At 70.5% G+C, this 8,844-nt stretch carries 6 protein-coding genes and 1 pseudogene; 1 reads left to right on the forward strand and 6 read right to left on the reverse strand.

Going from position 1 to position 8,844, the window contains the following annotated elements; genetic code table 11:
- The 6 genes and pseudogenes from ACYVE9_RS09265 to ACYVE9_RS09290 form a co-directional block, all read right to left on the reverse strand.
- Nucleotides 1-993: ABC transporter ATP-binding protein (locus ACYVE9_RS09265; RefSeq protein ID WP_461027271.1), on the reverse strand; the 993-nt coding region annotated here is incomplete at its 3' end.
- 221 nt (nucleotides 994-1,214) lie between these two features.
- A pseudogene (locus tag ACYVE9_RS09270) lies at nucleotides 1,215-2,180 on the reverse strand (ABC transporter permease); the annotation flags it as partial.
- Between the two features lie 3 nt (nucleotides 2,181-2,183).
- Entirely contained in the window at nucleotides 2,184-3,164 is a 981-nt protein-coding gene (locus tag ACYVE9_RS09275; RefSeq protein ID WP_461027272.1) for an ABC transporter permease, read from the reverse strand.
- Nucleotides 3,161-4,357 carry an ABC transporter ATP-binding protein gene (locus tag ACYVE9_RS09280; protein ID WP_461027273.1) on the reverse strand — a complete coding sequence of 399 codons (1,197 nt, stop codon included), beginning with the start codon at nucleotides 4,355-4,357 and terminating at the stop codon, nucleotides 3,161-3,163. The genes ACYVE9_RS09275 and ACYVE9_RS09280 overlap by 4 nt, the downstream gene beginning before the upstream one ends.
- Before the next feature lie 35 nt (nucleotides 4,358-4,392).
- Nucleotides 4,393-6,057 carry an ABC transporter substrate-binding protein gene (locus ACYVE9_RS09285; protein WP_461027274.1) on the reverse strand — a complete coding sequence of 555 codons (1,665 nt, stop codon included), beginning with the start codon at nucleotides 6,055-6,057 and terminating at the stop codon, nucleotides 4,393-4,395.
- A gap of 217 nt (nucleotides 6,058-6,274) precedes the next feature.
- Nucleotides 6,275-7,276: a LacI family DNA-binding transcriptional regulator gene (locus ACYVE9_RS09290; protein WP_461027275.1), complete on the reverse strand. Its 1,002-nt coding sequence runs from the start codon at nucleotides 7,274-7,276 to the stop codon at nucleotides 6,275-6,277.
- Between the two features lie 473 nt (nucleotides 7,277-7,749).
- Here ACYVE9_RS09290 and sph point away from each other — a divergent pair, with 473 nt between their 5' ends.
- The gene (gene sph, locus ACYVE9_RS09295; protein ID WP_461027276.1) at nucleotides 7,750-8,748 is read left to right on the forward strand and encodes a sphingomyelin phosphodiesterase; all 999 of its coding nucleotides are present in this window, start codon (nucleotides 7,750-7,752) and stop codon (nucleotides 8,746-8,748) included.
- Nucleotides 8,749-8,844: the final 96 nt, after the last annotated feature.

Below are 8,844 nucleotides of genomic sequence, written 5' to 3' on the forward strand. Positions count from 1 at the left end.
CGCCGCCGGGTGGTGCAGCCAGCAGGCGACGCCGCGCGGGGCGCCGTCGCCGGTGGGCAACAGTCGCGGCACCTGGTCGGCGCACGGTGCGACGGCCCGTCCGCAGCGCGGATGGAAGGCGCAGCCGGACGGCATCGCGGTCAGGTGCGGCGGTGAGCCGGCGATGCCGGTGAGTTCCCGGCGCGGTCCGTGCAGGGAGGGGAAGGAGTGCAGCAGGCCGTGGCTGTAGGGGTGGCGGGCGTCGCGGTAGAGGTCACCGGCGTCCGCCTCCTCGACGATGCGTCCGCCGTACATGATCGCGATGCGGTCGGAGAACTCCACCAGCAGCGAGATGTCGTGCGTGATGAACACCACCGAGAAGCCCAGTTCCTGGCGCAGCCGCACGAGCTGGCGAAGGATCTGGCGCTGCATCACCACGTCGAGTGCGGTGGTCGGTTCGTCCATGATGACGATCTCGGGTTCCAGGGCGAGGGCCATCGCGATCATCACGCGCTGCCGCATGCCGCCCGACAGTTGGTGGGGGTAGGCGGCGAGCCGGTCGGCGGAGATGCCGACCAGGGAGAGCAGCTCGGCGGCCCGGGCCCGGCGCTGCTCGCCGGACGTCTGCGGGCGGTGGGCCTTGAGCACGTCGGTGAGCTGGCTCTGCACGGTGTGCACGGGGTTGAGGGAGTTCATCGCGCCCTGGAAGACGATGGACAGCTCCTGCCAGCGGACGGCGCGCAGCTCCTCCGGCTTGAGGTCGAGCAGGTCGACCGGTGGTCCCGACTTCGGCCGGTAGCGGACCTCTCCACCGGTGATGACTCCGGGGGGCGCGAGCAGCCGGGTGACGGCGTAGGCCAGCGTCGACTTGCCGGAGCCGGACTCCCCGGCCAGGCCGAGGACCTCCCCGCGGTGCAGGGTGAGGTTGATGTCGCGCAGCGCCTGGACGGCGCCGGGGCCGGTGCCGTAGTCGACGTGCAGGCCCTTGATGGTGAGGACGGGCTGCTCGGTCATGGGCGCGGCTCCTTCCGCTGGGGGCGGCTCGCGTCCGTGCCGTCCGCGGTATTCTCCGCCGCACCGCCCGTGTCGGCGTGCGTGTCGGTGTGCGTGTCGGCGGCTGTCCTGCTTTCCGCCGGAGGGGCGTCGTCGGCCTCGCCGGCCCGGTCGGCGGTACGGGCGACCGGGGTGAAGTGGGGGGCGGGGCCGCCGGAGTCGGCCGGGTCTGCCGGGCGGGCGGTGCGGACGACGGGGGTGAAGCCGACACGCATCCGCACGCTCCGGGAGGCGCCCGTCTCGGTCCGCAGCCGCGGGTTGACGAACTCGTCGATGCCGAAGTTGATGAGCGAGAGCGCGGTGCCCAGCAGGGCGATGCACAGTCCGGCGGGCACGAACCACCACCAGGCGCCCTGGGCCAGAGCCTGGTTGGACTGGGCCCAGAACAGCACCGTGCCCCAGTTCCAGTTGGAGATGTCGGCGACGCCGATGAAGGCGAGGGTGATCTCCAGCAGCACGGCGAAGACGACCGTTCCGACGAATCCCGAGGCGATGACCGCGGTGAGGTTGGGCATCACCTCGAACACGATGATGCGCCAGGTGGGTTCGCCGGTGGCGCGGGCGGCCTCGACGTAGTCCCTGCGGCGCAGCGACAGGGTCTGGGCGCGCAGCACCCGGGCTCCCCAGGCCCATGCGGTGACGGAGATGACCAGTGCGATCAGCAGGTCGCCCGCGTCCTCCACGAAGCTGGCGATGATGATGATCAGCGGCAGGCCGGGGATGACCAGGAAGACGTTGCTGAGCGCGGACAGCAGTTCGTCGGCCACTCCCCCGAGAAAGCCGGCGCTGACGCCGATCAGCACGGCGAGCAGGGTGGCGAAGACGGCGGCGGTGAAGCCGACGACCAGCACGCCCCGGGTGCCGACCAGGATCTGCGAGAACACGTCCTGCCCGGTCTGGGTGGTCCCGAACCAGTGCGCCGCGGAGGGCGGTTGCAGGATGTCGTCGCTCATGCTGTCCGGGTCGTAGGGCGCGAGCCAGGGGCCGGCGATCGCCAGCAGGACGAAGAAGCCCAGAATGCCCAACCCGGCACGGGTCTTGCCGGCGCGCAGGAAGCGCAGCCGCTGCCGGCGCGCCGGCCCTTCCGCGGCGGTGCCGGCCGAATCGGCGTCGGCGGGTTCGGTTTCGGAGGCGGTGACGACTGCCATGGTTCAGGCCTCCCTTCGGGTACGGGGGTCGAGCAGCAGGTAGACGACGTCGGCGAGCAGGTTCGCGGCCAGCACCGAGAGCGTGATGATCAGGAACACGCCCTGCATCAGCGGGTAGTCCTTGGCCCCGACGGCCTGGAACAGCTGGTATCCGATGCCGGGATAGGAGAAGACCATCTCCACCAGCAGCGTGCCGCCGACGATGAAGCCCAGTGACAGCGCGAATCCGGAGATGTTGGGCAGGATCGCGTTGCGGGCGGCGTAGGAGAACATCACCCTCCGCTCGGACAGGCCCTTCGCCTGGGCGACCATCACGTAGTCCTCGGAGGAGACGGTCACCATCATGTTGCGCATGCCGAGCACCCAGCCCGCCATCGCGCTGAGCACGACCGTCACACCGGGCAGTACCGCGTGGTAGAGCGCGCTGCTGATGAACTCACCGGTGAACCCGGGTACCAGTGCGCTGTCGTAGCCGCCGGCGGCCGGGAACAGCGGCCACTTCACGGCGAACAGCGCGATGGCGATGAGTCCCAGCCAGAAGTAGGGGATCGCGGAGATGAACGTGGTGACCGGCAGCAGACCGTCCAGCCACGACCCCCGGCGCCAGCCGCTGATGATGCCCAGGCCGGTGCCGAGCAGGAAGCTGAGCGCGGTGGTGGTGCCGACCAGCGCGAGCGTCCACGGCAGCGACTGGGAGATGACCTCGCCGACCGGGGTCGGGAAGAAGGTGAACGACAGGCCGAGGTCGCCGCGCAGCAGGTGGGACCAGTAGTCGGTGTACTGCTGCCAGATGGAGAGGTCGCGGTCCAGTCCGAAGAGCGCGCGCAGCGAGTCGACGGCCTTGGTGTCGAGCTGGCCCTGGAAGCGCGCGATGAGCGCTTGGACGGGGTCGCCGGGCATCAGGCGCGGAATCAGGAAGTTGATGGTGATGGCGGCCCACGCGGTGACGGCGTAGAAGGCGAGCCGCTGGAGCAGGTACTTCATCGGCTGTCCCCACCCCCGGCAGGCATGGACCCGGTGACGGTCCGGGGCGAGGCTCCGGCGCTGCCCGGCGCCGAGCCGCCGTCCCTCCCGCGGCTCGTCCCCTGGCCCTTCCCGTTGTCCTCGCCGTCCTTCTCGTACAGCCAGCAGGCCGCCCACTGGCCGCCGTCGAGGTCGAACCGGGGCGGCAGCTCGGTGCGGCAGCGCTCCATCACCCGCGGGCAGCGGGGGTGGAAGCGGCAGCCGGCCGGCGGGTCGATCAGCGACGGTGGTTCACCGCTGCCGGTCTCGTGCCGCTCCTGCTCGTCGACGACCCGGTCCGGGTCGGGCGCCGACGCGATCAGCAGTTGGGTGTAGGGGTGGGCGGGGTGCTGGGTGACGGTCTCGCTGTCACCGCCCTCGACGACCCGGCCCGCGTACATGACGAGCGTGGTGTCGGCGAAGTACCGGGCCGAGGCGATGTCGTGGGTGATGTACAGCACGGCCAGGCGCAGGCGTTCCTTCAGGTCGCGCAGCAGGTTGAGCACGCCGAGCCGGATGGAGACGTCGAGCATGGACACCGGTTCGTCGGCGAGCAGCACCGCCGGGTCGGCGCCGAGGGCACGCGCGATGGCGACGCGTTGCCGCTGGCCGCCGGAGAGTTCGTGCGGGAACTTGTCGAGGAACCGCTCCGGCGGTGTCAGCTGCACCTGCTCCAGCAACGCCGCCAGGTTCCGCTGGAGTTCGGCGTCGCCGCTGCCGGCCCGGCCGTGGATGCGCAGCGCACGGGTGAGGTGGTAGCGCACGGTGTGCACGGGGTTCAGTGAGGCGAACGGATCCTGGAAGATCAGCTGGACCTTGCGCACGTAGGCGCGGAACGACCGGCCGCGACCGGCCTTCGCCGGGCTGCCCTCCAGCCGTATCTCCCCGCCGGTGAGGGGATACAGCTGGGCGAGCAGGCGGGCGACGGTCGACTTGCCGGAGCCGGACTCACCCACCAGGGCGGTGACGCTGCCCCGCCGGAGGACGAGCGAGACGTCGTCGACCGCGTGCACCACCCGGCGGCGGCGGGCGACGACGTCCCCGAGGCCGCGTCGGACGGGGAAGTGCTTGCTGACGGCGCGGGCTTCGAGCACGACCTCCCGGTCGTGGTCGGGTGACGGGCTGTGCGGGTCCCGCGGATCGTGCGGGTCGGGGGGTACGGCTTCGGCGAGCATGGCCGGTTTCCTCATCTGCGGCGGGCGGCAGGCGGTCAGGAGGCGGGCTTGAGGTGCAGCACCACGTCGAGCGAGTTGGGCTGGGTGGGCTGCGGCGGCGCGTAGGGGTTCGCCTCGGTCGGCCAGCCGACCCAGTGCTTGGTGGAGTACTCGGCGCCGATGGGCGCGGCGGCGGTCGGCACCATCGGGGCTTCCTCGACCATGATCTTCTGGAGGGTGTTGAGTGCCTTCGTGCGCACGTCGTCGGTGGTGGCGTTGGCGTAGCTCTTGAGCGCCTTCGTCGCCTCCTTGTTGTCGAAGCGGCCGAAGTTGCCCAGCGGGGCGCTCTTGCCCAGGGGCTGGAGCAGCTCACCGTCCATGATGTTCTGGTACATGTCGTAGGGCGTGGCCCCGCTGTTGGTCCAGTGCAGGGTCGCGTCGAAGTTGCCGTTGGAGACGTCGGAGGTCCACGCCTCGGCGGTCTGGGTCTTGACCTTGGCGTCGATGCCGATCTTCTTGACGTTGTCCTTGATGATCGACAGCCCGGTGATGTAGTCGTTCCAGCCGGCCGGGTCGGTCATCGTCATGGTGACGGGCTTGCCGTCCGGGTCCTTGAGCGTGCCGCCGCCGAGGGTGAACCCGGCCTTCTCCAGCACCTTCTTGGCACCGGCCACGTCGACCTCGACCTTGGCGTCCTTGTACTCGGGGGCCAGGAACGGCTTTCCGGCCGGCAGCGGGATGCCGGTGGGGCTGGTGATCTCCGGGTAGAGCGTCGCCTGTGCCTGGACGTGGATGGCCCGGCGGTCCACGACCATGGCGATGGCCTTGCGCAGTGCGGGGTTGTCCAGCGGCGGGCGGGCGGTGTTGAACCACAGGCCGTGGATACCGAGGCCGGAGGGGAACCAGAGCTTGTTGTGCTCGGGGTCCTTCGCGACGTAGAGCTCCTTGTAGTTCGGCATGAAGACGAAGGACCACTGGGTCTTGCCGTTGGCCAGTGCGGTGGTCTGCGCGTTGTTGTCGTTGTACGACGTGTAGCGCAGCTCCTTGACCTTCGTCTCACCCTTCCAGTAGCTGTCGGTGGCGGTGAGCGTGGTGGTCTGCGGAGTGAAGGTCTTGAGCTGGTAGGGGCCCGAGCCCACCGGCTTGCGGTTGGGCCAGGTCGCCGGGTCCTCGACGTCGGACCAGATGTGCTTGGGCACCACGAAGGTGGTGACGATCTTGTTCTGGTTGACGAACTGGGACTCCTCGAAGGTGAGGGTCACGGTGTCGCCCTCGGTGGTGATGCTGCCGTAGGGGATGGCGTTGCCGTTGAGCGCCTTGTGCTTCTTGATCAGTTCGAAGGTGAAGGCGACGTCCTCGGCGGTGAGCGGCTTGCCGTCGGACCACTTGGCCCGCTCGTCGACGGTGAACGCGACGCGGGTGAAGTTGTCCTCCCACTTCCACTCCGAGGCGAGCCACGGCTTGCCCTTCTCGTCGGGCCGCACGCCGTTCGTCATGACGAGCGGCTCGTAGATCATGTAGCGGTAGCCCAGCGAGGCGCCGGCCGAGGTCCCCAGGAAGGGGTTGCTGTTGTTGGTCTGCGGCCCGTTGGGCATGCCGATGGTCAGCGCGGTGCCTCCCCCCTTGCCGGAACCGGACGAGGAGGGAGCCGAGCAGCCGACCGCCAGGGCGGCGGTGGCGGTGGCGGCGGCGATCACGCGGAGAGTGGGTCTGGTGGACATGACGACTCCTTCGAAGCGGGACAAACACGGTCGAAGCGGGCTGACAGCGGGCGTGAGCGACCCGAACCGGGCACACCGGAGCGCACGTCGCGGATGCGGCGGGTGCGGACGCGGTGCGCTCGGCCTGGTGGGATGCCACGACCGGTGTGGCGGGGGGTGGTGAGAGCGGGTGTGGCGGGTGGGGGCGGGTGTGTGGCGGGTCAGGGCCCGGTGACGGTCAGGGTTCGGGTGCCGAGCGGCGGACCACCAGGTCGGTGGGCAGCACCAGCGGCGTGGCGGTGACGGGCGCACCGCCGAGGTGTTCCAGCAGCACCCGTGCCGCCGTCTCGCCCATCCGACGCATGGGCTGGCGCACGGTGGTCAGCGGCGGTTCGGTGTGCCGGGCCATGGGGATGTCGTCGAAGCCGACCACGGCGACGTCCTCCGGTACCCGTCGGCCGTCCTCCCGCAGCGCCCGCAGCGCTCCGGCGGCGCTCAGGTCGTTGTGCGCGAAGACGGCGTCGAACCGGACGCCGGCGTCGGACAGTTGACGTACGGCCAGTTCACCACAGCGCTCGGTGAAGTCGCCTTCCACCACCGTGCCCGGAGCGAGTTCGACCCCGTGCTCGGCGTAGGCGGTGCGGAATCCCGTCAGCCGGTCCCGGGCGCAACCGAAACGCAGCGGACCGGTGACCACCAGGGGCCTGGTGCGTCCGGCGGCCAGCAGGTGGCGGGCCGCGGACGCGCCCCCGTCGCGGTTGGTGGTGGCGACGGAGGGGAACTCGGGGTGGTGGCCCCGGTCGTCGATCAGCACGGTCGGCAGCCCCTTGCGGTGCAGGGTGGTGAGGGCGGCCAGGGTGTTCTCCGGCTCCACCACCAGCAGCCCGTCGAAGGCACGGGCCGACACCTGCCGGGTGAACCGCTCGACCGACTCCACACCGTGGTTGCAGGTGAAGAGCAGCAGCCCGTAGCCGGCGGCCTCGACGGTGTCGACCACACCCTGGAGGACCTCGCCCATCCACGGCCAGGTGAGCGAGGGCACCAGCATGCCCACCGTGCGGCTGTCGCCCCGGGCCAGGCCGACCGCCCTGGAGCTGGGCACGTAACCCAGTTCCTCGATCACCTCACGAACGCGGGCGGCCGTCACCCGGTCCACCTCGGCCTTGGTGTTGAGCACCCGCGACACCGTGGTCTTGCTGACCCCCGCCGCCCGTGCGACATCAGCGATGGTCACGCGCATGGGGGCCTCCCGGCGGGCGAATGGCGACAGTGCCGCAACCGGTCCCGGAACCGGTACCGGCGTCAGGGCGGGAGTTAACCGGCCGGTTTATGGGCCGTCAACACTTCACACCGAAATTGATTGAGAGCGTTCTCATCGTGCCTGGTGGCCGGATCAGTGTTCATTTCTTGAAGGCACCGCACGTCATCTCCTCGCCCTCACGCGGGGGTTCCGGTGTGCATCGGGAGAGGGCCTCGGATACCGGCGGCGACGAAGGGCCCGTTCGGGGGACACTCCATCCGCCGCAGCCGGGACGAACTCCCTTCCGAGCGAGGGCGGTTGACACCACGCAGGGTGAAGGGCCGGCCCCCGCACGGGGACGGCGGACACTCGACAGCGGGTGTGCATGTCCAGCCCGCCGCGAGGATACCCACAGGTAACCGCGGCTGCTTTGATGTGCCACATCGGTCCCCACACTCTCGCAGGGAGTCCACGTGCCGCAGCGCCCCACAGCCCGAACCGACAGAGCCGCCCGCGCCGCCAGGGCGTCCGGAGTCACCGCCGCGCTGGTCACCGCCACCGTGTCCGCCGCACCGGCCGGCGCGGCCGTCACCACCGAGCAGCCCCGGCTGCGGGTGCTCAGCCACAACAGCTTCCTGTTCAGCAAGAGCCTGTACCCGAACTGGGGCCAGGACCACCGCGCTCGGGAGATCCCACGGGCCGAGTGGTTCTCCGGCCACGACGTGGTGGTGCTCCAGGAGGCGTTCGACAACTCCGCGTCAGAGGCGCTGCTGGGCCACGCGGCCGACCGCTACCCCCACCGCACCGGCGTGCTGGGGCGGTCCAGGAGCGGCTGGGACGCCACCCACGGCTCCTACTCCGCGCTGGCCCCGGAGGACGGCGGGGTGGCGGTGCTGAGCAAGTGGCCGATCGTGCGCAAGGAGCAGTTCGTCTACAAGGACGGCTGCGGCTCCGACTGGCTCTCCAACAAGGGCTTCGTCTACGCGGTACTGGAGGTGCGCGGCAGCCGGGTCCACGTCGTGGGCACCCACGCCCAGTCCACCGACCCCGGCTGTGCCGACGGGCAGGCCGCCCGCGTGCGCGGCGCCCAGTTCCGGCAGTTGGACGCCTTTCTCGACGCCAAGGGCATACCGGCGCACGAGCAGGTGATCGTCGCGGGGGACCTCAACGTGGACTCGTACAGCGGCGAGTACGACTCGATGCTCGCCGACGCCGGCCTGGTGGACGCCGACAGCCGCACCGGCCGCTCGCACTCCTTCGACACCCGCGACAACTCGATAGCCGCCGAGCGCTACCCCGACGACCCTCGTGAGAACCTCGACCATGTGCTGCACCGGGCCGGCCACGCCCGCCCGTCCGACTGGAACAACCACGTCGTCGACGAGCGCTCCGCGCCCTGGACGGCGACGAGTTGGGGCACGTCCCACACCTACCGCAACCTCTCCGACCACTACCCCGTGGTCGGCGGTTAGCCTCCCGCACCGGCGGCTGACCGCTGGTCGGCAGGCGGATTGCGCCGCCGGCTGGGGCGCCGCTCGTCGCCCGTCCGGCGCGACGCCCGCAGGCCG

The organism is Streptomyces sparsus, from assembly GCF_054776295.1.